Raw genomic sequence first — 25,137 nt, 5'->3', positions numbered from 1 at the left:
CGCGCAACATGGCGGGGCCGGAGATCGCCGCCCTGCCCGTGCCGCGCGGCACGGCGGCGGAGGCCGTGGCGCGCGCCGCCGGGAGCCTGCGGGGGGCGGAATTCACATCCTCCCCGATGCGGCGCATCCTCGGCCTGCTTCACCGTTGGCAGTAAGGGTCACACTCTGATCATGGAAAAGACGCTCATCGGTCGCACCGCGATCATCACCGGCTCCACCAGCGGCATCGGGCTCGGCATCGCCGCCACCCTCGCCGCCGCGGGTGCCAAGGTGATGCTGAACGGCTTCGGCAAGCCGGAGGATATCGAGGCCGCCAAGCGCGCCGTGGCCCGGGCCGGGGACGGGATCGAGCCGCATCATTCCGCCGCCGACCTGTCCAAGCCCGTGGAGGTCCGCGCCATGGTGGCGGAGGCCGAGAGCCTGCTGGGCCAGGTGGATATCCTGGTCAACAACGCCGGCATCCAGTTCACCAGCCCGGTGCAGGACTTCCCGGAGGAGAAGTGGGATGCGGTCATCGCCATCAATCTCTCCGCCGTCTTTCATGCCACCAAGGCGGTGCTACCCGGGATGCGGAAGCGGAACTGGGGGCGGATCGTCAACATTGCTTCCGCCCATGGTCTTGTCGGCTCGCCGGAGAAGGTGGCCTACGTCGCGGCCAAGCATGGCGTGGTCGGCATGACCAAGGTGACGGCTATCGAGCTGGCGCAGACCGGCGTCACCTGCAATGCCATCTGCCCTGGCTTCGTCCGCACGCCGCTGGCCGAGGTGCAGGTGGGCGCCATCGCCAAGGCCAAGGGCGTGTCCGAGGAAGCGGCCCTGAAGGACCACCTGCTGGCCAAGCAGCCGAGCAAGCGCTGGGTCGAGGTTGAGGAGGTGGCCCGCATGGCACTCTATGTCTGTGGGCCGGATACCGGCAGCCTGACCGGTTCGGCGCTGTCCATCGACGGAGGCTGGGTGGCCTCCTGATGGCCGCCAACCCGGCCTGGGACCCGGAGCAATACCTCCGCTTCTCCGGGGAGCGGCTGCAACCGGCAGCCGATCTGGTGGCACGCATCCGCCATCCTGGCCCGCGCCGGGTGGTGGACCTGGGTTGCGGCGCCGGCAATGCCCTGCCGCTGCTGGCGGCCCGCTTCCCGGGCGCGGAGGTGATCGGCGTCGATGCCTCGGCCGAGATGCTGGCTAAGGCAACGAGCGCCGGCTTCGCCACGGCCCAGGCGGATATCGCCACCTGGGAGCCTGAAGCGCCGGTGGATGTCATCTTCTCCAATGCGGCGCTGCACTGGCTGCCAGGGCATGAGGCGCTCTTCCCCCGCCTGCTATCGCTGCTGGCGCCTGACGGGGTGCTGGCGGTGCAGATGCCAGCGATGCACGACGCGCCCGTGCGGCGGCTGCAACATGTCGTGGCGGAGCAAGGCCCCTGGGCCCAGGCACTGGAGAAGGTCGGCTCGGCGCCGCCCATCCTGGCCATGCGCGACTACTACGACCTGCTGCGGCCCCGCGCCGCCAGCCTGGACCTCTGGTTCACCGAATATGTCCATGAGCTGCATGGGCAGGACCCAGTGGTGCAATGGGCCCTCGGCAGTAGCTTAAGGCCCTTTGTTGATGCTCTGCCGGAAGCCATGAAGCCGGGCTTCCTGACTGCCTATGCCGAGGCATTGAGGCCAGAATACCCGCCTTCAGCCCATGGCACGGTCCTGCTGCCCTTCCGGCGCTTCTTTATGCTCACCTCAATTTAAACGGCAGAAACAGCTTCCAAGACATTGTTCTTAAAATTTTAGCCAGACCAAGCGCGCTGCACCGTCGTGCCTGACCGCCACGACGGCCAGTTGCCGGAAGCGGCGGGCAAGGCGCAGCGCCACCCGCAGGTCCGTCGCCAGGAAGATCTGGTCCTCACCCCAATGCGCATGGGCAGCCGGCCGGGGTTGGCTTCGCGCGGGGACGAAGCGCCGGCGTCGCGCCTCCCGCCACAGCCGGGCCTGTGCCCGGTGATTCCAGCCCAGCGGCTGGGACTTGGCCATGGGGTTCCAGGCGCTGAGAAAGACGCCCTGCCCCGCGCCCAGCCGCCGCAGCAGTGCCGCCATGCTGGCTGAGCGCCGGCCAATCCGCGCCACCGCGCCTTCCGTAAGGTAATCCGTGTCGCGAAAGGCGCGGGAAAGGCCGCCGCTCATGCCGGAAGGTGCAGCAGCAGCCCCTTGAGATAAGCGCTCTCGGGCAGCAGCGGGTGGACGGGGTGGTCCATGCCGGCGCCGGTGGTGGCCAGCAGGCGGGCATGGCGGCGGGTACGGGCAATGCCCTGCGCCACCGCATCGGTGAAGTCGCCGGGCGAGACGTGGTGGGAACAGGAGGCCATGAAGAGATATCCCCCGGGCGCCACCAGGGTTGCAGCCAACCGCGCCAGCCGGGCATAGCCACGCATCGCCGCCGGATGGTCCTTGCGCGCCTTGGCGAAGGCTGGCGGGTCCGCCACCACCACGTCGAAGCGCTGGCCGGCGCCGATCATCGCCTCCATCACTTCCATGGCGTCGCCCCGCTTGGCGGAGACGCTTTCGCCAAAGCCATGGCGGCGGGCGGTGTCCATCGCCAGGGCAAGGGCGTGCTCGCTGCGGTCCAGCAGCGTCACCTGCCGCGCGCCGGCCTGGGCGGCCAGCAGGCCGAAGCCGCCGGTATGGCAGAAGGCATCCAGCACCGTCGCGTCCTTGGCAAAGGCGGCGACCCGGGCGCGGTTGTCGCGCTGGTCGAAGAACCAGCCGGTCTTCTGGCCGGAGAGCAGGTCGATGGAGAAATCCAGCCCGCCTTCCCGCACTCGGGCCGTGGCATCATCGCCATGCAGCAACCCGCTTTCCTCCTTCAGCCCTTCCAGGCCACGCACGGCGGAATCGTTGCGGGCCACGATGGCGCGCGGGTCGATCAGCTCCCGCAGCGCGGCCACCAGCAGCGGCGTGGCGCGGTCCATGCCTGCGGTATTGGCTTGCAGGGCCAGGGCATCGCCATAGCGGTCGATCACCAGCCCGGGCAGGCCATCGGCCTCGGCATGCACCAGGCGGTAGAAGGGCGCGCCGACCAGCCGGTCACGCAGGGCGATGCATTCGGCCAACCTGGCGCGGAAGAAGCTGGCGCCCAGCACCATGCCAGGGTCCTGCGAGATCCGCCGGGCCGCGATCAGGCTATGCGGGTTGAACAGCCAAGTGCCGTGCTTGACGCCGTCGTCACCCTCCAGCCTCACGGGCGTGCCGGCCGGCAGGGCGCGGGCCGCCGGGGTCATGGTGATCTCGTTCGAGAAGGCCCAGGGATGGCCGGACTTCACCCGGCGGTCGCGCCCCGGCATCAGGCGCAGGACCGGGCGGGAGGCGACGTCGTCGAGAGGGGCGGGTTCGGTGCTCATGCGGCGGGGCTATGCCGCCGCACGGGTCCCGCCGCCAGACTTGCCTTGATAGCGAAAGCAAAACCGTCTTTCGCTTTCATCGTCAGTCCAGGTAATCGGGCTCCTGCTTGGCCAGGATGCGCTTGATGCTCTCCAGGTGCAGGCGCGCGCTATCCGCGTCACCCTCGCGCATCTGCTCATAGGCTCGCCGCGCCACGTCATGGGCCACCGGCTTGAGCGGCCGGCCGGTCGCCATCGCCAGGCGCTGCACCTCGGCGGCACGCTCAAGGTAGTAGAGGTCGTCCCAGGCCTCGGCGATGGTCGGGCCCACCACCATGACGCCATGGTTCTTCATGAAGACGATATCCGCCTCGCCCATGGCGGCGGCGATGCGGTCGCCTTCGGCCTCGTCCAGCGCCAGGCCGTTGTAGTTCTCGTCCACGGCGGTGCGGCCGTAGAATTTGAGCGCGGTCTGGCCGGCCCAGACCAGCGGCGGGCCTTCCAGCATGGCCAGGGCCGTGGCGTTGGGCATGTGGGTGTGGAAGGCCGCGGCGGCACGCGGGTGCTTCATGTGCAGCCGGGCATGGATATGAAAGGCCGTCGCTTCGGGCGTGCCCTCCCCGGCCACCACATTGCCGTGGAAGTCGCAGACCAGCAGGCGGGAGGCCGTGATCTCCGAAAAGGCCCAGCCATAGGGGTTCACCAGGAAGACATCGTCCCGCCCCGGCACCATGGCTGAGAGATGGTTGCAGATGCCCTCGTGCATCCCGAGCCGGGAGGCCATGCGGAAGCAGGCGGCGAGGTCCACCCGCGCCTGCCGCACCGCGGCCGTATCCAGGTCGGAATTGCGCAGGATGGCGGGACCGCGCGGTGTTTCCAGGGCATGGGCCATCGGGGGCCTCCATTCTTGGCTCTGACGCCAGTGCAGCAAAGCCGGCGCCTGCCGGCAAGTGGCCACTGGCCGCCTGCCGCCGCCTGCCGCACTATGCCGCCCGAGTTCTCGCCTGCAGGAGCAAGGAGCCCGCATGTCCGGCACCAACCAGCGCATCGATCCCAAGCGGCTGTGGGACAGCCTGATGTCCATGGCGGAGATCGGCGCCACGCCCAAGGGCGGCGTGAAGCGCCTGACGCTGACCGAGGTGGACAAGGCTGGGCGCCAGCGCTTCTCGGCCTGGTGCGAGGCGCTGGGCCTGACCGTGCGGGTCGATGCCATCGGCAATATGTTCGCGCGGCGCGAGGGGCGTGACCCCTCCCGCAAGCCGGTGCTGCTGGGCAGCCACCTGGACAGCCAGCCCTCCGGCGGCAAGTTCGATGGCGCGCTAGGCGTGATCGCCGGGCTGGAGGTGATGCGGACGCTGCATGACCTCAACATCCAGACCGAGGCGCCGATCGAGCTGGTGAACTGGACCGACGAGGAAGGCAGCCGCTTCGGCCATTCGCTGATGGGCAGCGGCGCCTGGGCCGGCATCTACGCGCTGGAGAAGGTCTATGGCCTGAAGGACGTGGAAGGCGTCAGCGTTTCCGATGCGCTGGATTCCATCGGCTACAAGGGCAGCCACCCCGCCGCCCCCTTCCCGGCCGATGCCTATTTCGAGCTGCATATCGAGCAGGGCCCGATCCTGGAGCGCGAGGGCAAGCAGATCGGCGTCGTCACCGGCGCCCAGGCGCAGGTCTGGTACGACGCTACCGTCATCGGCCAGGATTCCCATGCCGGCACCACGCCGCCTTCCGCGCGGCGGGATGCGCTGGTGGCCGCCGCCCGTGTCATCGAGCGCGTGGATGCCCTGATGCGGGAGCGTGGCGAGGAGGGGCGCGGCACGGTGGGCCAACTGCATGTGCTGCCCAACAGCCGCAACGTTGTGCCGGGCGAGGTGCGCTTCTCGGTGGAGTTCCGCCACCCGGACGACGCGCAGATCGAGGGCCTCGCCGCCACTTTCCCCGCCGAGGCCAAGGCTTTGGTGGAAGCCACCGGCTGCAGCCTGCAGCTCGAGGAGCTCTTCCGCATCCCGGCCCAGCCCTTCGACCCTTCCTGTGTTGATCTGGTGCGGCAGGGCGCGGCGCGGCTGGGCTATTCGACGCGCGAGATCGTCTCCGGCGCCGGGCACGATGCCGTCTATGTGGCGCGGCACGTGCCGACCGCGATGATCTTCACCCCCTGCAAGGACGGCCTTTCCCACAACGAGGCCGAGAGCATCCTGCCGGAGGAAGCCGCCGCCGGCTGCCAGGTGCTCTTCGAGGCCGTGGTGGCCCGCGCCAACCGGGCGCTCTGAGCCCGCCTCGCCCGGGGGCGCCTCAGCCCTCGGGCGGCACCAGAAGGTCGGCCGCCAGCGGCCGGCCATAGAGCCAGCCCTGCATGATGAAGCAGCCCTCGGCCCGCAGGGTGCTGGCCTGGACCTCCCTTTCCACGCCCTCGGCCACCAACTCGATGCCGAGGCTGCGCGCCAGGGCCGCCACCGCGCCCAGCACCGCGGCCTCCTGCCTCCCTTCCGGCAGGCGGTGGGTGATGGAACGGTCCAGCTTCACCCGCTGCACCGGCAGCTGCACCAGATGCGCCATGGCGGACACCCCGCCGCCGAAATCGTCGAGCGAGAGCCGCACGCCCATGGCCCGGAGCGCTTCCAGGTTCTGCGCCAGGGCCTGGATGTCGCGGGCCGGGATATCCTCCGGGATCTCGATATCCAGCTCTTCCGCCGCGACCCCCTGCTGGTCCAGCGCGGCGCGCACCTGCGCCGGGAATCCGGGCGCGCGCAGCGTCGCGCCCGAGATATTGATGGCCACCGTGGCCGGCGCCCCAGCCCTGCCGGCCCAGCGGCGCTTGGTCGCCAGGGCCTCCCACAGCACCCAGAAGTCGATCTCGGCCAGCATGCCCAGCTCGGTGGCGAGCGGCAGCAGCTCCCCCGGCATCACCTCGTGCCCCAGGGCGCCACAGTCCCAGCGCAGCAGCGCCTCGGCCGCCACCATCCGGTAGCTGCGCGTGTCGAAGAGCGGCTGCCAGACCAGCCGCAGCTCGCCAGCCGGGATGGCCTGGACCAGGGCCTTCCGCAGCTTCTGTCGGCGGTCGGCGGCGGCGCCCAGGGCTTCCTCGTAGAAGACGGGGGTGCGTGCCTCCACTTCGCTGCGGTGGCGGGCGAGGTCCGCGGCGCGGCGCAGGGTCTCGCCACCGCCCCGTACCTGCGGCGCCGTGGCCACACCGATGGCAGGCAGCAGCGCCACTTCCAGCGCCCCCTGCCGGAAACTGTCGAACAGCACCTGCGCCAGCCGGTCGCAGAGCCAACGGATGGTCTGCTGGTCCATGGCCGGCGCCAGCACCACGAACTTGTTGCCGCCGACGCGGAACACCGCGTCCTCTGCCCGCAAGGCCTGGCTCAGCCGCAAGGCAGCGGCGCGCAGCACCGCGTCGCCCACCGTATGACCATGCCGCTCGTTCACCTGCCCGATGCCGCCGAGCGAGATGGACAGCAGCGTGAGCCCGCCCGAGCCTTCCGTCACCAGGCGCTCGGACAAGGTGGCGATGAAGCGGGCGCGGTTGCCCAGGCCGGTCAACGGGTCCTGCCAGGCCAGCCGCTCGGCCTCCGCCTGGGCCAGCCGGCGCTCGGTGATGTCCAGCAGCGTCACCAGGCGGGTGTGGCGCGGCGCCTCCTCCGCCGCGGGCTCGGTGGGCTGCAGGGCATCGGAAGCTACCAGCAGCAGGCGGCGCGGCATGCCATCACCGTGGTGCTCCACCTCCACCGCCGTCCGCGGCGCGGGCAGGCTGCGGATCGGCTCGGTCGGCGGGGTCACGCGCTGCAGCCCGGCCTCGGCCAGGCCCGGAGGCACGCTGCCGCCCATCAGGATGGCGAGCTGCCGGTTGGCGAAGACGGAGCGTCCGGTCTCGTCCAGTTCCCAGATGCCGACAGGCACCAGTTCCAGCAGCGCCTGCTGGTGGGCGTTGCGGGCGGCCAGCACCTGCTCCTGCTGCTTCAACGGCGTGATATCCACGGCGCCCAGGGTGAAGCCACCATCCGGCAGGGGCTGGCGCGTCACGCGGTGCCAGCTTCCATCCCGCAGGCCATGGTCGAAGGCGCCCTGCTCTCCCATGCCGGAGGGCAGCAGGGCACCCAGTGGCGAACCCGGCTCGACCTGCGCGAAAAGGCGGCGGAAGCGGCTATTGGCTAGTTGCAGCCGCCCCTGCGCGTCACACAGCGCGAAGCCGCCGGGGACGGTTTCCAGCACCAGGGTCAGGCGTTCCCGCAACAGCTCGGCACGCGCTTCGGCCATCACCGAAGCCTTGCGCAGGCGCCGCAGCAGGAATGCCATCACAAGCGCGACAAGCGCGGCCAGGAGCAACGTTGGCAGGCCAAGCGGCAGCGCGGCGACCACGGCGATGCCAGCGATCAGCCCGAGCGAAACAGGCAGGCTGGAGACACCAAGAAAGCGGGGTGGCCGGTGCAGATGGAATATCCTTCCGGTTGTGGTCCCTTATCGGAACACAAGCGGTAGCTGAGCGCAAACGGGGCCGTGCCGGGTTGCCGCCCGGCGGCAGGGCCTTTATAGCCCGCACCTGCCCTACCAGAGGTTTTGGTCCAGTGGCCAGCATTGCTCCTACCATCGAGCCTAACGCCAATCCGGCCATCGCCGCGCAACAGAAGATCCTTGCGCTGCCCGCCACGGAATCACGCCGCATGGCGGACGCTATCCGTGTCTTGGCGATGGACGCGGTTGAAAAGGCCAAGTCAGGTCATCCCGGCATGCCGATGGGCATGGCCGATGCCGCCACGGTGCTCTTCAGCAAGTACCTGAAATACGACGCAGCCGACCCGCGCTGGGCCGACCGCGACCGTTTCGTGCTTTCCGCCGGCCATGGCTCCATGCTGCTTTATGCATGGCTCTACCTGTCGGGCCACGCGGGCATGGGCATCGAGGACATCAAGAATTTCCGCCAGCTGCATTCCGTGGCCGCAGGCCACCCGGAATTCGGCGAGCACCCGGCCATCGAGACCACCACTGGCCCGCTGGGCCAGGGCATCTCCACCGCCGTGGGCATGGCGCTGGCGGAGCGGCATCTCTCGGCCCGCTTCGGCAAGTCCCTGGTGGACCACCGCACCTGGGTGATCGCCGGCGACGGTTGCCTGATGGAAGGCATCAGCCACGAGGCCGCCTCCATCGCCGGTCACTTCAAGCTGAACAAGCTGACGGTGCTGTGGGACGACAACGGCATCTCGATCGATGGCGATGTCTCCATCACCTCCTCGGACGATGTGCTGCGGCGCTTCCAGTCCTATGGCTGGGCCGTGCGGCGCGTCGATGGCCACGACCATGAGGCGGTGGCCCGGGCGCTGGACGCGGCGACGCGCAGCAGCAAGCCTACCATCATCGCTTGCAAGACCATCATCGGCTTCTCCGCCCCCAGCAAGGCCGGCACCGCCAGCACCCATGGCAGCGCCCTGGGTGCGCCCGAGGTGCAGGCCGCCAAGCAACTGCTGGGCTGGGATGCCGAGCCCTTCGTGGTCCCGGAAGAGATCAAGGGCGCCTGGGAGGCCGCCGGCCGCCGCGCCGCCGGCACCCGCCGCTCCTGGCTGAAGCGCCTGGCCAAGCACCCGCAGAAGGCGGAGTTCGAGCGCGCCATGGCCGGCAAGCTGCCGGAAGGCTGGCACGAGGCCGCTGCCGCGCATCGTGCCAAGCTGGCTGAGGACAAGCCCAAGATCGCCACCCGCGTCGCCTCCCAGCGCGCGCTGCACGCCCTGGTGCCCGCGATCCCGGAAATGGTCGGCGGCTCGGCCGACCTGACGGGGTCCAACAACACCAACGTGCAGGGCATTCCGGTCTTCAACCAGCAGAACCTGGCGGGCCGCTACATCCACTGGGGCATCCGCGAGCACGGCATGGCGGCCGCGATGAACGGGCTGGCGCTGCATGGCGGCATCATCCCTTATTCCGGCACCTTCCTGGTGTTTGCCGACTATATGCGCCCGGCCATCCGGCTGGCGGCGCTGATGCGCCAGCGCGTCATCCATGTGCTGACGCATGACAGCATCGGCCTGGGCGAGGACGGCCCGACCCACCAGCCGGTGGAGACGCTGGCCAGCCTGCGCGTCATTCCCAACCTCTTCGTCTATCGGCCCGCCGATGCGATGGAGACGGCGGAATGCTGGGAACTGGCCGTGCAGCGTGCCGACGGCCCTGCCGTGCTGGCGCTGAGCCGCCAGAACCTGCCGGCGCTGCGGACCGAGGCGGGCGAGAACAAGTCCGCCCGCGGCGGCTATGTGCTGGCAGAGGCTTCCGGCCCCCGCAAGGCGACACTGATCGCCACAGGGTCCGAGGTTATGCTGGCCATGGCGGCGCGCGAGACGCTGGAGGCAGAGGGCATCCCGACCGCCGTGGTATCCCTGCCCTGCTGGGAACTGTTTGCCCTTCAGGATGAGAGCTATCGTGCCCAAGTACTGGGCGATGCCCCCCGAGTGGGCATCGAGGCGGCGCTGGGCTTCGGCTGGGAACGCTGGCTGGGTGCCGATGGCACCTTCATCGGCATGACCGGCTTCGGCGCCTCGGCACCGGCAGAGGAACTCTACCGCCACTTCGGCATTACGGCCGAGGCTGCGGTTGCGACGGTCAAGCGCAAGCTCGCCTGACCTACTACAACAAGCATTGTTCAAGACGGGAAAGACGAAAACCATGGCTGTGAAGGTCGCGATCAACGGGTTCGGGCGCATCGGTCGCCTGGTGCTGCGCGCCGCCTGCGAGGCGGGGCGTGACGATGTGGAATTCGTCGCCATCAACGACCTCGGCTCGGTTGAGGCGAATGCCCATCTGTTCCGCTACGACAGCGTCCATGGCCGCTTTCCCGGCGAGGTGATCGTCGAGGGCGACAGCATCACCATCAAGGCCCACGGCAAGACCTGGGGCCCGATCAAGGTGACGGCCGAGCGCGACCCCACCAAGCTGAAGTGGGACGGCGTGGACATCGCGGCCGAGTGCACCGGCATCTTCACGGCGCGCGAGAAGGCGCAGGTCCTGCTCGGCACGGGCGCCAAGCGCGTGCTGATCTCCGCCCCCGGCGAAGGCGCGGACAAGACCATCGTCTATGGCGTCAACCACAAGACGCTGACGGCCGAGGACAAGATCGTCTCCAACGCCTCCTGCACCACCAACTGCCTGGCGCCCATCGCCAAGGTGCTGCATGAGAAGTTCGGCATCGAGCGCGGCTACATGGTCACCATCCACGCCTATACGGGTGACCAGAACACCGTGGACACGCTGCACAAGGACCTGCACCGCGCCCGCGCCGCCGCCGTCTCCGCCATCCCGACCTCCACGGGCGCGGCCAAGGCCGTCGGCCTGGTGCTGCCGGAGCTGAAGGGCAAGCTGGACGGCACCGCCATCCGCATCCCGACGCCGAACGTCTCGCTGGTTTCGCTCGACTTCGTGCCGAGCAAGACTGATGGCCTGACCAAGGACGCCATCAACGCCGTGATGAAGGCAGCCGCCGAAGGCGAGCTGAAGGGCATCCTCGGCTACAACACGGCGCCGCTGGTCTCGATCGACTTCAACCATGACTCCCATTCCTCCACCTTCGATGCGACGCAGACGCAGGTGGTCGATGGCGGGCTGGTGCGCGTGATGAGCTGGTACGACAACGAGTGGGGCTTCTCCAACCGTATGTCGGACACCGCCGCCTACCTCGGCAAGCTCTGATCCGGAAGGCGTAGCAGGATGCCCGCTTTCCGGACGCTGGATCAGTTGGAACCCGCCGGAAAGCGGGTTCTGCTGCGCGCCGACCTGAACGTCCCTGTACGGGACGGCAAGATCACCGACCGCACGCGGCTCGAGCGCCTCGTGCCCACCATCCGCGAACTGGCGGAGAAGGGCGCGAAGGTCATTGTCTGCTCGCATTTCGAGCGGCCCAAGGGCAAGCGCGTGCCCGAGATGTCGCTGAAGCCCATCGCCGCCGCGCTGGGCGAAGTGCTGGGCAAGCCCGTGGCCTTCGCCGATGATTGCGTCGGACCCGATGCCGAATCCGCTGTCGCCGCCTTGAAGGATGGCGAGGTGCTGGTGCTGGAGAATACCCGCTACCACGCCGGGGAAGAGAAGAACGACCCCGCGCTGGTGGAAGGGCTGGCGAAGCTGGCGGATGTGTTCGTCAATGACGCCTTCTCCGCCGCGCATCGCGCCCATGCCAGCACGGAAGGCGTGGCGCACAAGCTGCCCGCCTATGCCGGCCGCCTGATGCAGGCGGAGCTGGAAGCGCTGGATGCCGCGCTGGGCAGCCCGAAGCGCCCTGTCGTCGCCATCGTCGGCGGCGCCAAGGTTTCCACCAAGCTCGACCTGCTGGGGAATCTCTCCAAGAAGGTGGATGTGCTGGTGATCGGCGGCGCCATGGCCAATACCTTCCTGGCCGCGCAAGGCAAGTCCGTCGGCAAGTCGCTGCAGGAAGCGGAGATGCACGATACCGCGCGCGCCATCCTGGAGGAAGCGAAGTCCGGTGGCTGCGAGATCGTGCTGCCGGAGGATCTGGTGGTGGCGGAAACCTTCGCCGCCAATGCACCCAGCAAGATCGTGGGGCTCGATGACGTGCCCGCCGACATGATGGCGCTGGATGTCGGCCCCCGCACGGTGGCTATGGTGGAATCGAAGCTGGAGAATGCTTCCACGCTGGTCTGGAACGGCCCCTTCGGCGCCTTCGAGATCACGCCCTTCGACAAGGCCACCGTCGAGGTGGCGCAGGCGGCGGCGAAGCTGACCGAAGCTGGCAAGCTGAAGTCGATCGGTGGCGGTGGCGATACCGTCTCCGCGCTGCGCCATGCCGGCGTCATCGACAAGCTGACCTACGTCTCTTCCGCAGGCGGCGCCTTCCTGGAATGGCTGGAAGGCAAGACGCTGCCAGGGGTCGCCGCACTCTCCGTGCACTGACTCGCGAAAAGATGGACCGGGCGGGGTAGCGTTCCGCCCCGCCCGGTTCCACATTGCGGCGGACTCTTGTGAGGAGACGCTGTTCATGGACCATAACGTCCTGCTGCATATCGATGGCCAGTGGCGCCCGGCGACCGGCAACCGCACCATCCCCGTCCTCAACCCGGCGACCGAAGAGCAGATCGGTACCGTTCCCCATGCCAGCCAGGCGGACCTCGACGAGGCGCTGGAAGCGGCCGAGCGTGGCTTCAATGTCTGGAAGAAGGTCTCGGCCTTCGACCGCTCCAAGCTGATGCGCAAGGCCGCCAATCTGCTGCGTGAGCGCGCCGGCGACATCGCCCGCGTCATGACCATGGAGCAGGGCAAGCCGCTGCCCGAGGCCAAGATGGAAATCCTGGCCGGCGCCGACACCATCGACTGGTTCGCGGAAGAAGCCCGCCGTGCCTATGGCCGCGTGATTCCCGCCCGCGCCGAAGGCGTCTACCAGCTGGTGATCAAGGAGCCGGTTGGCCCCGTCGCCGCGTTTACCCCCTGGAACTTCCCGATCAACCAGGTGGTGCGCAAGCTCTCCGCCGCGCTGGCCACGGGTTGCTCCATCATCGTGAAGGCGCCGGAAGAGACTCCGGCCTCCCCGGCCGAGATGATCCGCTGCTTCATCGACGCGGGCGTGCCGAAGGGCGTGATCGGCCTCGTCTATGGCGTGCCGGCGGAGATCTCCTCCTACCTCATCCCGCACCCGACCATCCGCAAGGTGACCTTCACGGGCTCCACCCCGGTGGGCAAGCACCTGGCCGAACTGGCCGGCAAGTACATGAAGCGCGCGACGATGGAGCTGGGCGGCCATGCGCCGGCCATCGTCTTCGACGACGCCGATGTGGAACTGGCCAGCAAGACCCTTGCCGGCAGCAAGTTCCGCAATGCCGGCCAGGTCTGCGTCTCCCCCACACGCTTCCTGGTGCAGGAGAAGGTCTTCGACCAGTTCGTCGATACCTTCACCAGCTATGCCAAGTCGCTGAAGGTCGGCAACGGCCTTGAGGACGGCGTGCAGATGGGCCCGCTGGCCAATGACCGCCGCATCCCGGCCATGGAAGCTCTGATCTCTGACGCCGTGCAGAAGGGCGCGGAGGTCCGCACCGGCGGCAACCGCATCGGCAACAAGGGCTACTTCTTTGAGCCGACGGTGGTGACCGGCCTGACGCGCGAGATGCGTGCCATGAACGAGGAGCCCTTCGGCCCGCTGGCGCTGATGGTGCCCTTCCGCGACTTCGACGAGGTGGTGGAGGAAAGCAACCGCCTTCCCTTCGGCCTCGCCGCCTATGCCTTCACCTCTTCCGCGAAGACGGCCAATGCCATCGCCTCGCAGGTCGAGACGGGCATGATGACCATCAACCACCTCGGCCTCGCGCTGCCGGAAGTGCCCTTCGGCGGCATCAAGGACAGCGGCTACGGTTCCGAGGGCGGTTCGGAGGCCATCGAGTCCTACCTGAACACCAAGTTCGTCAGCCAGGCCGGTCTTTGAGACCGGCTCAGGCGAGCTAAAAAGAAAGGGGGCCGAAAGGCCCCCTTTTTCTATGCGCCGGTTGCTTCCTCGCGATGCGCTAGCACCTTGTCGATGCGCCGGCCGTCCATGTCCACGATCTCGAAGCGCCAGCCGGCCCAGACGATCCGGTCGCCTTCCCGCGGCACCCGCTGCAGCAGTGCCAGCATCAGTCCCGCCACGGTGTGGTAGCCGCCCTTGCCCGGCAGCTCCGGCAGGTCCAGCCGGTCCCGCGCCTCGTCGCTGGCCATCATACCATCCAGCAGCAGGCTGCCGTCCTGGCGCTGCACGGCGCCGCCGGCGGTGGTGGGCTGCGGCTCCCCGCCCAACTCGCCCACGATGGCTTCCAACGCGTCGGAAGCCGTCACCACGCCCTCGAAGCTGCCATATTCATCCATCACCAGCGCCAGGCCGACGCGGTCCTGCCGCAGCCGCTCCAGCGCATCCAGGGCGGAAAGGCTGTCCGGCAGCACCATGGCCTGCTGCATGGCGGCAGCGACGGAGAGCGTGCCGCCTTCCTCCAGCATCTGGTCCAGCAGGTTCTTGGCGTGCACCACGCCCACCACATTGTCGATGCGCCCTTCGGCCACCACGAAGCGTGTCACTTCGCTGGCCTTCAGGCGGCTGACGATCTCGGCTGGCGTGGCATCGCGGTCGATCCAGTCCACCTCGTTGCGCGGCGTCATCAGGGCGCGCACGGGCTTGTCGGCCAGCCGCAGCACGCGCTCGATCATGTGGCGCTCCTCGGTCTCCAGCGCGCCGGCCTGGGCGCCCTCGGCCACCACCGCCTTCACCTCTTCTTCCGTCACCGACGATTCAACGGGGGCGGAGGCGCCGAGAAGCTTCAGCACGAGCGCCGAGGAATGCGACAGCAGCCAGACCATGGGCGCCGCGACGCGGGAAAGCGCCGTCATCGGCCGCGCCACCAGGCAGGCCACGCCCTCCGGGTTCCGCAGCGCGAACTGCTTCGGCACCAATTCGCCCAGGATCAGCGAGAGATAGGTGATGAGCAGCACCACGATGAAGAGCGAGACCTGCGGGGCATAGGCGGCGAGGCCGGGAATCAGCACCAGCACCTCCGCCAGCCGGTTGGCCAGCCCCTGCCCCGCGAAGGCGCCGGCGAAGATGCCCACCAGGGTGATGCCCACCTGAACCGTCGGCAGGAAGCGGCTCGGGTCCTCCGCCAGCGCCAGCGCGGCGGCGGCGCCCGGCTTGCCGGAGCGCTGCAGCGCCAGCAACCGCCCACGGCGGGAGGAGACGATGGCCAGCTCGCTCATCGCGAAGGTGCCGTTCAGCAGCACCAACAGCAGGATGATGCCCAGTTCGAGCAGCAGGGACATGGCGCTCCACCAGAATTTCGGAAATCAGGCCCTTCTAGCGCCCATCACACACCGGGTCACCCCGCCGGGCGGAGGTGAAAGCCCCATTCCTGCCATCAAGCCGACCGCGTGGCGCCGCAGAGCAGGCCCAGAACGGCATCAGACGCAACCGCCACAGCAGAAACGGAGGCCGCCCATGAAACTCAGCGCCCAACGCCCCGTTGCCGCTTGCCTGCCTGCTTCCTATGTCCTGCCGCGCCTTTGGCCCAAGGTGTCGCTGCACCTCCCCCTGCGCGACGCCGCGCCGGAACAGGTGCGGCGCACACTGGATTCGCTGGCGGCGCTGGATTACCCGGCGCTGGAAGTGCTGGTGGTGGATACCCATACAGCCGAGCCCGCGCTCTGGGAGGCTGCCGCCGAGCATTGCGCCCGGCTGGGCCCGCAGTTCCGCTTCTTTCATCTGGGCTGCACATCCGGTGACCGCGCCGGTGCCCTGAACTTCGCCCTGGGTGAAGCCGCGCCCGATGCCACCCTGATCGGCGTGCTGAGCGCCGGGCAGGTGGTACGCGCCAGCTGGCTGCGGCGGATGGTACCACTCTTCCGTCAGCCGGGCCTGGGCATGGTCCAGGGCGCGCTGGCGCCGCTGGATGCCGGCGAAGCCCCGGTCAAGCCTGCTGACCGCCTGCTGCCGCTGGATGGCCTGCCGCTGTTCCGCGCCGAGGCGCTGCGCCGTGCCGGCGGCTGGGATACCGGCAGCCTTTGCCCCGAGGCCGCGCTGGGCCTGACGCTGATGCGCCATGGCTGGGACAGCGCCTTCGAGCCGGAACCGATGGGCCGCGCCGTGCCGGCGGCGGCGCGGGAGGACTGGGCTTCCCGCCGCCATCGCCGTGTCGCCGGCACGATGGCGGCCCTGCGCCAGCATATCGGTGCCGTGCTGCTGCGGCGCGACCGAAGCCTGACGGCCACGCAGCGCGGGCATCTGCTGGCCATTGGCGCCCCGGCCTTGCTGGATGCGCTGGCTTTGGCGGGTGTTTTTGCCTCCCTCTCCTGCGTGCTGCTGGCGCTGTGGGACAACGCGTCCCTGGTGCCGACGCTGCCGTTGCTGCCCATCCTGCTGGTCCTGAGCCTGGCGCCGCTGCCCGGCGGCGAGGCTGCGGCCAGCTGGGGCACCGGCCGCGCCGCCTGGCAAGGCCTGCTGGGCGGCCGTACCGGTCGCGCCAGCGGCCACCGAATGGAAATGCTGCTCACTGGCCTGCTCTGGGCCGGTGCCGTGGCGGTGGTGCTGGCAAAGCCCTGGGGCGTGCAGGAGACCCTGGGCTGGGCCGGGCTGCTACTGGTGCAGTCCCTCCCTGGGCTGACCATGCTGGCCACCAGGGCGCGGCAGGCGGAAGTGCGCCACCGCCGCCCCGCCTTCCGCCGCCACGCCGCCTGAAGGGCTCAGGCGCCGATCAGCGCCAGCCCCTCCGCCACCGAGACGAATTCGCCACCGCCCGTGACGCGGCCGCCGAAACGCTGGTCGAACAAGCGCCGCACCGCCGGCACCAGCGATGTGCCGCCGGTCAGGAAGACCCGGTCCACCTGCTCCGGCGCCAGCTTCGCGTCGGCCAGGGCCCGGTCGATGGCATCCGAGAGCCGCGCCAGTTCCGGCGCGATCCAGCCTTCGAAATCGGCGCGGCGGATGGGGGCCTCGATGGCGAGGTCCCGGTGCGTGAAGCGCAGCACTGCTTCCTCGGCGCCCGAGAGCGCGGCCTTGGCGGCGGAGACAGCCTGGTAGAGCGCATAGCCCGCCTCATCCTCCACCAGTCGGATCAGGTGGTGCAGGCGCTCCGGATGCAGCGCCATGCGGGCGACCTCGTTGATCTCGCGCAGCGTCTTGGGCGCGCGCATCAGCGAAAGCTGGTGCCAGCGGGCGAAGCTGGTGAAGAAGGCCGGCGGCACCGGCAGGTCGGTGCCCATGACACGGTAGCTGTCGCCCTTGCCTAGCTCGGGTGAGATGACATTGTCGATGATGCGGTAGTCGAAGGCATCTCCCGCAATGCCGACGCCCGCGTGGCCCAGCGGCGTGACATGGCGGCGCGCACCCGGCTCGAAGCGCAGGATCGAGAAGTCGCTGGTGCCGCCGCCGAAATCGCCCACCAGCACATTGGCATTGCCTTCCAACGTGGCGGCGAAGCGATGCCCGGCCGCTTCCGGCTCCAACGCCATGGTGACATCCACGAAGCCGGCGGCACCGAAAGCGGCGCGCAGCCGCTGCTCGGCCAGGCTGTCATCGGCATTGTCGCCCACAAAGCGCACCGGCCGCCCGGCCACCACGCGGGCCTTGCCGCCCGGCATGCCTGTCGCCCCCGCCACCAGGGCGCGGAGGAAGGTGGAGATCAGGTCCTCCAGCGCGAAGGGGCGGTTGAAGACACGGGTTTCCACGAAGCTGCGGCTGGCCAGATAGCTTTTCATGGACATGATGAGCCGGGCGCCGAGCGGGTCGTCCAGATAGGCCTCGATGGCATCGGGGCCAGCGGCGTGCTGCAGCTTGCCGCGGCTGGCGCCGCTTTCCTCGGCCCAGAAGCAGAGCACGGAGCGGAAGGTGTCCACCACGCCGCGTCCGGCGGCATAGCGCAGGCCCACCGCCTGCCCATCCGGCTGGCGCAGGGCAATGACGCTGTTGGTCGTTCCGAAATCGATGCCAATCACGTCCTGCATGGCCATACCCGAAAATGGAGGGGCGGCGGCTTAGGCCAGATGGGTTGGCGCAGCAAGGGCGGGCGAAGAGATCAACAAAACCTTAAAAAGGGCTTTGTCTCTTTTTATGGATTGGTCTAGGAAATCATAAATGCTTCCTTAACGTCGTGGAGCCACCGGCCTTGCAGGACAACACCGTCTTCGCCTTCCCCCACACCGGACAGGACCGCCTGCGCCTGGCTTTGCGCCGGCTGGAGCAGGCAGTGGCGGAGCAGCGCGCCGCCATCGGTGATTTCCGCCGCAGCCTCGGGGAACTGCGGGAGGCCACGGCAGGGCTCGAAGGCAGCCTGGCCGGCTACCAGCAGAACCTGGGCGACACCGCCGGGCAGTTGCGCCATGCCCGGGCCGCCGCGCTGCGGCTGGAAGAGACAGCCGCGAAGATGGAGGCGGCGGGTTGAACCCCCTGTGGCTTCACGCGGAGAAAGGTCGGGGCTAGCTTCGCCCGAACCGGAACCCGCAGGATGACATCGTGGCCCAGCACTCGTTGATCGAAACCTTCCGCGCCGCCCGCATCGTGCCGGTGGTGCGGACCAGCACCGCAGCCAGGGCCGCCACCGCCGTGGAATGGCTCAAGGGCGCCGGCATCACGATCTTCGAGATCACGCTGACCATCCCGGATGCGCTCTCCGTGATCCGCGACGTGGCCTCCGATCCGGCGCTGCTGGTGGGCGTCGGCACAGTGCCAGATGCGGCGGCCGCCGAGGCCAGCATCAAGGCCGGCGCCAGGTTCGTCGTCTCCCCCTGGGTGGAGCCCGCGCTGGTGGCCCCCTCCCGCGCCGCCGATGCCTGCGTGATGATGGGTGCCTTCACCCCCACCGAGGTGCGCGCCGCCCGCGCCGCCGGCGCGGATGTGGTGAAGATCTTCCCGGCCAGCTCGGCCGGTGGGCCGGGCCATATCAAGGCGTTGAAGTCGGTCTTCCCCGACGTGACCTTCTGCCCGACTGGCGGCGTCGATGCGCGCAATGCCGGCGATTACATCGCGGCGGGCGCGGCCTTTGTCGGCATCGGCGGCAAGCTGGTGGATGAAGGCGCCATCGCTGCCAACAACCGCGCGGCGGTCGAGGCGGCAGCGCGCGAGGCGCTGGGCATCCTGCAGGCATGAGCGCCGTGGATCTGCTCTGCATCGGCGAGCCGATGCTGGAATTCAACCAGAGCGCCAAGGACGACCAGAGCCGCCCGCTTTATCTGGAAGGCCATGGCGGCGACACCTCCAACGCCGCCATCGCGGCGGCGCGGGCGGGGGCGAAGTCCGGCTATATCACCGCCATCGGCCAGGATGCCCCGGGCCAGAGCTTCATGGACCTCTGGGCGCGGGAGGGTGTCGATACCGCGACAGTCCTGCGCAAGCCGGACGCCCCCACGGCGGTCTATTTCGTGAAGCACGGGCCCCAAGGGCACGAGTTCACCTTCTACCGCAGCAACAGCGCGGCCGCCCGCTTCACGCCAGAGGATGTGCCGGTGGAGGCGATCCGCGCGGCCAAGATCCTGCATGTCTCCGGCATCAGCCAGGCGATTTCCACCAGCGCCTGCGACGCCTGCTTCCGCGCCATCGAGGTGGCGAAGGAAGCCGGGGTGAAGGTGTCCTACGACACCAACCTGCGCCGTGCCCTTTGGCCGCTGCCGCGCGCCAGGGCCATCATGCATGCCGCCATCGCCAGCGCCGACATCGCTCTGCCCAGCCTGGACGACGCCACCTTCCTGACCGGGCTGGAAGATCCGGACGCCATTGCCGACTTCTACCTGAAGCTATCACCGCTGGTGCTGCTGAAGCTCGGCAAGGATGGCTCGATGGTGGCGACGCGGGAGGGACGCACGCGCATCCCTGGCCGTAAGGTGAAGGCGGTGGATGCCACCGGCGCGGGTGATACCTTCGCCGGCAACTTCCTGGCGCGCATCCTGGCCGGTGACAGCGCCGAGGATGCGGCGCTCTACGCCAATGCCGCCGCAGCCCTGGCCACCACCGGCTATGGCGCCGTGGCGCCGATGCCGCGCCCGGATGCGGTCCGCGCGCTGCTGGATAGCTGAGCCGCTAAGGCGACCTGGACGGCAGCCTTAGGAGGTTGCCGTCTGACGCGCTGAAACCAACCTGCGCGTCGATTTCAACGAGTTGAGCAGCATTCTGGCGAATGGCATCCAGAGGCCCTTTCGCCGCTCGGTGAATTCCGCCGCCACGAAAATCAGCCCCAGAGATCCTGCGAGCATGACGATGCGCGTCAAAGCATGCTCGGGTGGCCAGGGCACTACAGTGGTTAGAAACTGCGCCAGCGGCAGGTGGAAGAGGTAGATGGAGAAGGTCGCTCCTGCGAGCCAGCGGATCGGCCGCGCCAGAGGCAAGATGAAACGGGCCAGCCCCGTCGAGGCCGCCGAGATGCCGACCAGATGCGCGGCGAAAAGCACGCCAACGATCCAGTCATGAACGATATTCTCTCTCCCGAAGAATGATGAGAGTTGCGGTAGCACAGCATCGAACTGTTTCGCGACGCTGAGATAGGCCACAAGGGCTGTTGCCGTGAAAAGAGACAGGGCCAAACCAGCACCCTGGCCGATAAAGGCTCTTCGGCAACAGCGATGTGCGACAAGGCCGCAGAGCCAGATCGGCATCAAGCTCAGAATGGCAGGGCCGCAGATAGCCGCCGCGGCTGCGCAGCCAAGGAGGCGCGCTTTGCCTCTACCGAAGAAGAACATTCCGAATACAAAATAGTACCAGACTTCGTAGCAGAGCGACCAGTATGGAAGGTTTGAACCTACATCGACCTGGGCATACCAAATACGGTTCAAAAACAGTAATGCGCCGGCATACTGAAGAACAGGCTGGTTATCGGAAAATCCCCAACTCTCATTGTAATATTCGGGATGCAGTGAACGTCCAATACCATCCAGCACAGCCGTCATCAGGAGTGCTGGTATAGCCACCGATGTAATCCGTGCTACGCGAGCCACAAAATAGCTATCACGGTTCTCACGTCGTTCATAAACGACATAACTAATAACGAAGCCGGACATGACAAAGAAAACCGTCACCGCCTCGTCCATCAAGGGGTTCGCTTGCCAGAACAGCCCTCCCGTGAAGCGCTTGCCGGCGAGGTGGCCCAGAAAAACCACCATAGCCGCCAGAAACCGAACCAAGTCCAGGTAAACGGAAAGAGATCTGTTCATACCCTACGCAATGCCAAGTGACGGCGGAACAATGCGTTATCAAATCAAGTTCAGATAACGCCTCAACAGATATTCCGCCATTAAGTCACTAGTGCAACCGGCGTTGCATTACATCATGCCAGGGGGCGCGTACGGATACCTGGCCGCAGATGCGAAAAGGGCAAGGAGGACGGATCCGCCAGCACTGGCCCCGGCGCCGCCACCACGATCACCTCCTGCGCGATCGGCTGGAAGTCGGCGCGGAAATGCACGCTGCTCTTCAGGGCCAGGATCTTCTGCTCCGCCGGCTCGATGCCGGCATGGCGGAACAGCGCCTGGTCATGCGCCTGCATCTTGCGGCTGACCACGATCACCTTCACCGGCCCAATGCCGATCACCGCCGAGGGGCCGAGATCCGCCGGGTTGCCCGCGCTCATCGGCCCGGTGCAGGTGAAGCGGCCATCGGTCAGGCGCAGCACCTTGGCCGTGACCTCGATGGGTGCCCCATCCGATTTGCCACCTAGCTTCAGGGCAACTTCCGCCCCCTCGCCCGCCGCATGGAAGGCCGCGGCGCTCTCGGCGTCGTTGATCATGCCCAGCACGGCGGGTGCGCCCTGGCGGATCAACTCGGCCAGCAGGCCGGTGGTGTCGCCATGGCCGCCGCCGCCGGGGTTGTCCTGGGTGTCGGCCAGCACGATGGGCTTGCCCGGATTGGCCGCAGCGGCGGCGATGGCCCTCGCCACGCCCTCCGCAGCCGGCAGGGCGCCGCCGGCGAAATCGGCCTCATGGGTGTCCAGCCACGCCTTCAACTGGTCGGCGGCGATCTCGGCGGTCTGCTGGTCCTCGGCATAGCAGGAGATGGCCATGCCGCAGCCGGGGAAATCGGCGTAGGGAAAGCCGAAGCAGAAGCCCAGTTCCACCACGCCGTCGCCGGCGGCGAGGCGCGCGCGTTCCGCCAGCACATCCGCCATGGGCGAGACCATGGTGCATTGCATGGTCAGCGGCGTCCAGTAATCCAACTGGCGGAAGGCACGCGGCCAGGGCGAGCCACGCCCGATGCGGGCGATCAGCAGCTCCATGGCGCGGGCACCGGCCGCCTTCATGTCCACATGCGGATAGGTGCGGAAGGGCACCAGCGCATCGGCCTTTTCCACCATCAGCCCGGTGACATTGGCATGCGGGTCCAGGCTGGCGGTGATGGGCACATCCGGCCCCACCACGGCCCGCACGCGGCGCAGCAACTCGCCTTCCGCGTCCGGGAAATGCTCGGCCATCATGGCGCCGTGCAGGTCCAGGTAGACGCCATCCAGCGGCCCGGCATCCAAGGCGGTGGAGAGGTCGCCGACCAGGCAGCCCGCCACACGCTCGAAGGCCTCTTCCGTGACAGGGCCAGCGGGGTTGGCGAAGCACCAGGCCAGCGGCACCAGATCCACGCCCCGAGGCTCGGCCACCGACAGGGCCCCGGCGGAAGGCGCGGAGGTCGGCCGCAGGGCATCGAACAGCCCGGCGCCGCGCACAAAGGCCGGGAAGCCGCCCGGCGACTGGAAGTCGGCCCAGGTGGTCGGGCGCGGCGCGAAGGAATGGCTTTCGTGCAGAAAGCCGCCGATGGCGATACGCATGGCTCTACTCCGTTTTGGCGCGGCCGGCTGTGGCCAGCACGGCATCGGCCAGCACCACCAGCCCGGCCTCGGCCCAGGCGGGGGTGATGTTTTCCGCTTCGTTGTGGCTGATGCCGTCCTCGCAGGGCACGAAGATCATCGCGGTCGGCACCCGCCGCGCGACATAGACGGCGTCATGCCCGATGCCGGTCGGCATCACCTGGTAGTTCAGGCCGCGACCACGCGCCGCCTGCTCCAGCGCCTCGACCAGCGCGGGCGCGAAGGGCGTCAGCGGGAAGGTCCAGAAATCCTCGACCTCGATGCCGACGCGCCGGCGGGCGGCGAGGCTGGCCGCGCGTTCCCGCAGGGCCACGCCCATGCGCGCCAGCGCGGCCTCGTCCCCATGCCGCAGATCGACGCTGAACCAGACGCGGGAGGGAACGACATTGCGGCTGTCCGGCTGCAAGGTCAGGCGGCCCACGGTGCCACGCCCGCCCTCGGCCAGCGCGATCTCCTCCACCGCCTGCACCAGCATGGCGGCGGCCACCAGGGCATCGCGGCGCGGCGGCATGGCGGAGCCGGCATGGGCCTCCTCCCCCGTCACCGTCACGTCGAACCAGGCCTGGGCCAGTGCGCGGTCCACGATGCCCACGGGAATGCCGGCGCGTTCCAGCAGCGGCCCCTGCTCGATATGCAGCTCGAAATACGCGCCGAGGGATTGCAGCGCGGTGGGCTCGGCCTCGCCCTGCCAGCCGATGCGGCGCAACTCCTCACCGAAGACGGCGCCGGCCGGGTCCTGCTTCGCCAGCACCTCGGCTTCCTCGAAGAGGCCCATGGCAACGCCGCTGCCCATCATGGGCGGCGAGAAGCGGGCACCTTCCTCATTGGTCCAGTTGATCAGGACAATGGGCGCCTCGGTCTCGATGCGGGATTCATGCAGCGCGCGCAGCACTTCCAGCCCCGCCAGCACACCCAGCACGCCGTCGAACTTGCCGCCGGTGGGCTGGGTATCCAGGTGGCTGCCGATGGCCACCGCCGGGCGGGAGGGGTCCCGCCCCTCCCGCCGCAGCACCATGTTGCCGACGCGGTCCACCGTCAGGCTGCACCCTGCTTCCTCGGCCCAGCGGCGCAGCAGGGCACGTCCGGCGCCATCCAATTCGGTCAGGGTCTGGCGGTTGCAGCCGCCCTTGGGAGTGGCGCCGATGCGCGCCATCTCCATCAGGCTGTCCCAAAGCCGGGCGCCGGAGACCGGCAGGTTCGTCCTGGTCACGCCTTCTCCACCCCGCACCACTCGGCGATGGTCAGCGCGATGGTTCTGGTGGTGGCATGAAAGCTTTCCAGCCCAACGCTTTCGTCGATACCATGGATCGAATCCGCATCCGGGCCGAAGCACGCCACCGGGGTGCCCTGGTACAGTTCGAAGAAGCGGCCATCGGTCAGGCCCGAAGCCGGGTAGTCGCGCAGCTCGCGGCCATTCGCTTCGGCGAAGTGACGCTGCACCATCTTCACGATGGGCGCTTCCTTGTCGAAGACGCAGGGGTCGGCCATGAAGCCTGCGAATTCCAGTTCCACCTTGGTGCCGCGCAGCCGTTCATCCGCCGCGGCCTCGGCCACCAGGCGCTCGATATCGGCCTTCACCTGCTTCGCCGTATTGCCAACCATGATGCCGACGCGCAGGCCGATCTTGGTGCGTGTGGGGACGGAGCTGTTCCACTCGCCGCCCTGCACCGTGCCGAAATTGACGTTCACCGGGTGGTTCACGCCGAAGAAGGAGGAGTGGACATTCTCCGCGCGGTTCATCTCGGCCTCATAGGCCTTGAAGCGCTGGGAAATGACATAGGCGGCCTCGATGGCGTTCACCCCGGCCTGCATGTCGCGCACATGCACGGGGCGGCCCGTCACCGTCACCCAGGCCCAGATCACGCCGACCTCGGCGGTATAGAGGCCCTCCACGCCCGGGCCGGGCTCAGGGATGATCACGGCATCGCATTTCGGCAGGGCCATCATGCAGGCCAGGGCGCCATTGCCGGTGCATTCCTCCTCAATCACGGAGTGGAACTGCACTTCCGCCGCCGGCTGCAAGCCCGCGAGCTGCAACGCCCGGAAGGCCATGACATTGGAGATGTCGCCGGCCTTCATGTCGCCCGCGCCACGGCCATACATGCGGCCACCGCGGATGGAGGGCTCGTAGGGCGGCGTCGCCCAGATATCGGCGGCGCCTTCCGGCACCACGTCCACATGCCCCTGCAGCACCAGGCTTCGGCCCTTGCGCTCGCGCGGCTGGAAGACGGCGGCGACATTGTCGCGGCCTTCATAGGAAATCAGCGGCGGGGAGAAGCCGGGGTGGTCCGCCAGCTTGGCGGGCACGGTCGGGATGCGCTGCGGCGTGAGGCCCAGGGCCTCGTAGTTCCGCGCCATCTCGTCCAGCGCCGAGGCTTCATTGCCCAGCGTGGAAGGGCAGCGCACCAGCCGCTCCAGCGCGGCCACCGATTCAGCCTCCAGCGCCTTCACCGCGTTCAGAATGGCGCGCCGCGCGCCGGGGTCGAGCGTCGTCATGTGTCGGGT

At 68.4% G+C, this 25,137-nt stretch carries 21 protein-coding genes; 11 read left to right on the top strand and 10 right to left on the bottom strand.

All coding sequences use genetic code 11. From position 1 onward, the window contains the following. The first annotated feature begins 171 nt into the window (after positions 1–171). Together IBL25_RS08130 and IBL25_RS08125 are read left to right on the top strand one after the other, a co-directional pair. Positions 172–966, top strand: coding sequence for a 3-hydroxybutyrate dehydrogenase (locus IBL25_RS08130; RefSeq protein ID WP_187778049.1), 795 nt, complete (start codon positions 172–174; stop codon positions 964–966). After that, positions 966–1,736, top strand: coding sequence for a methyltransferase domain-containing protein (locus tag IBL25_RS08125; RefSeq protein ID WP_187778048.1), 771 nt, complete (start codon positions 966–968; stop codon positions 1,734–1,736). The genes IBL25_RS08130 and IBL25_RS08125 overlap by 1 nt, the downstream gene beginning before the upstream one ends. A 30-nt stretch (positions 1,737–1,766) precedes the next feature. On the opposite strand, the gene IBL25_RS08120 is transcribed toward IBL25_RS08125, so the two are convergent. From IBL25_RS08120 to IBL25_RS08110, 3 genes are all read right to left on the bottom strand, one after another. After that, entirely contained in the window at positions 1,767–2,168 is a 402-nt protein-coding gene (locus IBL25_RS08120; protein ID WP_187778047.1) for a DUF3293 domain-containing protein, read from the bottom strand. Next, positions 2,165–3,382, bottom strand: a complete 1,218-nt coding sequence (locus IBL25_RS08115) for a class I SAM-dependent rRNA methyltransferase (protein WP_187778046.1) — start codon at positions 3,380–3,382, stop codon at positions 2,165–2,167. The genes IBL25_RS08120 and IBL25_RS08115 overlap by 4 nt, the downstream gene beginning before the upstream one ends. 82 nt (positions 3,383–3,464) lie before the next feature. After that, on the bottom strand, positions 3,465–4,253 hold the full coding sequence (locus IBL25_RS08110) for an aldolase (protein WP_187778045.1): 789 nt from the start codon (positions 4,251–4,253) through the stop codon (positions 3,465–3,467). 133 nt (positions 4,254–4,386) lie between these two features. Between IBL25_RS08110 and IBL25_RS08105 the strand changes: the two genes are divergently transcribed. After that, positions 4,387–5,631: a Zn-dependent hydrolase gene (locus IBL25_RS08105; RefSeq protein ID WP_187778044.1), complete on the top strand. Its 1,245-nt coding sequence runs from the start codon at positions 4,387–4,389 to the stop codon at positions 5,629–5,631. Positions 5,632–5,653: 22 nt separating this feature from the next. On the opposite strand, the gene IBL25_RS08100 is transcribed toward IBL25_RS08105, so the two are convergent. Continuing rightward, positions 5,654–7,618, bottom strand: coding sequence for a putative bifunctional diguanylate cyclase/phosphodiesterase (locus tag IBL25_RS08100; protein ID WP_187778043.1), 1,965 nt, complete (start codon positions 7,616–7,618; stop codon positions 5,654–5,656). Between the two features lie 308 nt (positions 7,619–7,926). Here IBL25_RS08100 and tkt point away from each other — a divergent pair, with 308 nt between their 5' ends. The 4 genes from tkt (at position 7,927) to IBL25_RS08080 (ending at position 13,766) form a co-directional block, all read left to right on the top strand. Next, on the top strand, positions 7,927–9,969 hold the full coding sequence (tkt, locus tag IBL25_RS08095; protein ID WP_187778042.1) for a transketolase: 2,043 nt from the start codon (positions 7,927–7,929) through the stop codon (positions 9,967–9,969). 43 nt (positions 9,970–10,012) lie between these two features. Continuing rightward, positions 10,013–11,032: a type I glyceraldehyde-3-phosphate dehydrogenase gene (gene gap, locus IBL25_RS08090; protein ID WP_187778041.1), complete on the top strand. Its 1,020-nt coding sequence runs from the start codon at positions 10,013–10,015 to the stop codon at positions 11,030–11,032. A gap of 18 nt (positions 11,033–11,050) precedes the next feature. After that, positions 11,051–12,247, top strand: coding sequence for a phosphoglycerate kinase (locus IBL25_RS08085; RefSeq protein WP_187778040.1), 1,197 nt, complete (start codon positions 11,051–11,053; stop codon positions 12,245–12,247). A gap of 85 nt (positions 12,248–12,332) precedes the next feature. Further along, entirely contained in the window at positions 12,333–13,766 is a 1,434-nt protein-coding gene (locus IBL25_RS08080) for an NAD-dependent succinate-semialdehyde dehydrogenase (protein ID WP_187778039.1), read from the top strand. Between the two features lie 50 nt (positions 13,767–13,816). On the opposite strand, the gene IBL25_RS08075 is transcribed toward IBL25_RS08080, so the two are convergent. Continuing rightward, on the bottom strand, positions 13,817–15,124 hold the full coding sequence (locus IBL25_RS08075) for a hemolysin family protein (protein WP_187778038.1): 1,308 nt from the start codon (positions 15,122–15,124) through the stop codon (positions 13,817–13,819). A gap of 175 nt (positions 15,125–15,299) precedes the next feature. Here IBL25_RS08075 and IBL25_RS08070 point away from each other — a divergent pair, with 175 nt between their 5' ends. Further along, positions 15,300–16,535, top strand: coding sequence for a glycosyltransferase (locus IBL25_RS08070; RefSeq protein ID WP_187778037.1), 1,236 nt, complete (start codon positions 15,300–15,302; stop codon positions 16,533–16,535). 5 nt (positions 16,536–16,540) lie between these two features. Here the strand turns inward: IBL25_RS08070 and IBL25_RS08065 are convergent, their stop codons facing one another. Beyond that, positions 16,541–17,800 (bottom strand): Hsp70 family protein, encoded by a 1,260-nt coding sequence (locus IBL25_RS08065; protein ID WP_187778036.1) that lies wholly within the window; start codon positions 17,798–17,800, stop codon positions 16,541–16,543. A 161-nt stretch (positions 17,801–17,961) separates the two neighbouring features. On the opposite strand from IBL25_RS08065, the gene IBL25_RS08060 reads away from it, so the two are divergent. The 3 genes from IBL25_RS08060 to IBL25_RS08050 all read left to right on the top strand — a co-directional run bounded on the left by IBL25_RS08060 (position 17,962) and on the right by IBL25_RS08050 (position 19,864). After that, a complete protein-coding gene (locus tag IBL25_RS08060; RefSeq protein ID WP_187778035.1) occupies positions 17,962–18,237 on the top strand; it encodes a hypothetical protein in 276 nt (91 codons plus the stop codon). 71 nt (positions 18,238–18,308) lie between these two features. Then, on the top strand, positions 18,309–18,941 hold the full coding sequence (locus IBL25_RS08055; RefSeq protein WP_367615575.1) for a bifunctional 4-hydroxy-2-oxoglutarate aldolase/2-dehydro-3-deoxy-phosphogluconate aldolase: 633 nt from the start codon (positions 18,309–18,311) through the stop codon (positions 18,939–18,941). After that, positions 18,938–19,864, top strand: coding sequence for a sugar kinase (locus IBL25_RS08050; RefSeq protein ID WP_187778034.1), 927 nt, complete (start codon positions 18,938–18,940; stop codon positions 19,862–19,864). Before IBL25_RS08055 ends, IBL25_RS08050 begins: the two co-directional genes overlap by 4 nt. 27 nt (positions 19,865–19,891) lie before the next feature. On the opposite strand, the gene IBL25_RS08045 is transcribed toward IBL25_RS08050, so the two are convergent. The 4 genes from IBL25_RS08045 to IBL25_RS08030 form a co-directional block, all read right to left on the bottom strand. Continuing rightward, positions 19,892–20,995, bottom strand: coding sequence for an acyltransferase family protein (locus IBL25_RS08045; RefSeq protein ID WP_187778033.1), 1,104 nt, complete (start codon positions 20,993–20,995; stop codon positions 19,892–19,894). 113 nt (positions 20,996–21,108) lie between these two features. Continuing rightward, the gene (locus IBL25_RS08040) at positions 21,109–22,593 is read right to left on the bottom strand and encodes a M81 family metallopeptidase (protein WP_187778032.1); all 1,485 of its coding nucleotides are present in this window, start codon (positions 22,591–22,593) and stop codon (positions 21,109–21,111) included. A 4-nt stretch (positions 22,594–22,597) separates the two neighbouring features. Beyond that, on the bottom strand, positions 22,598–23,842 hold the full coding sequence (locus tag IBL25_RS08035; protein WP_187778031.1) for a Zn-dependent hydrolase: 1,245 nt from the start codon (positions 23,840–23,842) through the stop codon (positions 22,598–22,600). Continuing rightward, positions 23,839–25,128: an ArgE/DapE family deacylase gene (locus IBL25_RS08030; RefSeq protein ID WP_187778030.1), complete on the bottom strand. Its 1,290-nt coding sequence runs from the start codon at positions 25,126–25,128 to the stop codon at positions 23,839–23,841. Before IBL25_RS08030 ends, IBL25_RS08035 begins: the two co-directional genes overlap by 4 nt. Positions 25,129–25,137 lie beyond the last annotated feature (9 nt).

The organism is Pseudoroseomonas ludipueritiae (assembly GCF_014490445.1).
Taxonomy (GTDB): Bacteria; Pseudomonadota; Alphaproteobacteria; order Acetobacterales; family Acetobacteraceae; genus Pseudoroseomonas; species Pseudoroseomonas ludipueritiae.
The sequence above is the reverse complement of the archived record's forward strand: the minus strand, read 5'-3'. Positions and strand labels throughout refer to the sequence as shown.